1 protein-coding gene is annotated in these 246 nt (G+C 60.6%); it reads left to right on the top strand.

The genetic code is table 11. The features are described from left to right. A partial coding sequence (locus H6B10_RS16400) for a PTS transporter subunit EIIC (RefSeq protein WP_204652464.1) occupies window positions 1-246 on the top strand: 246 nt, incomplete at both ends.

Below are 246 nucleotides of genomic sequence, written 5' to 3'. Positions count from 1 at the left end.
CTGGCCATTGCTTCCTGCAACAACGTGGCCCAGGGCGGCGCCACGCTCTGCGCCATGCTGCGTACCCACGACAAAAAACTTAAAAGTGTGGCAGCCACTTCCGGCATTTCGGCGCTGCTGGGCATCACCGAACCGGCTATGTTCGGTGTAAACCTCAAACTCCGCTACCCCTTCTATGGCGCCATGCTGGGGTCCGCCATCGGCTGCGGCTATGTGACCCTGACCAACGTGCTCAACATCTCGCCG

The sequence above is a fragment of the Gemmiger formicilis genome (genome assembly GCF_016901605.1).
Lineage (GTDB): Bacteria > Bacillota > Clostridia > Oscillospirales > Ruminococcaceae > Gemmiger > Gemmiger formicilis_B.
This window is presented reverse-complemented; position numbering and strand designations above follow the sequence as displayed.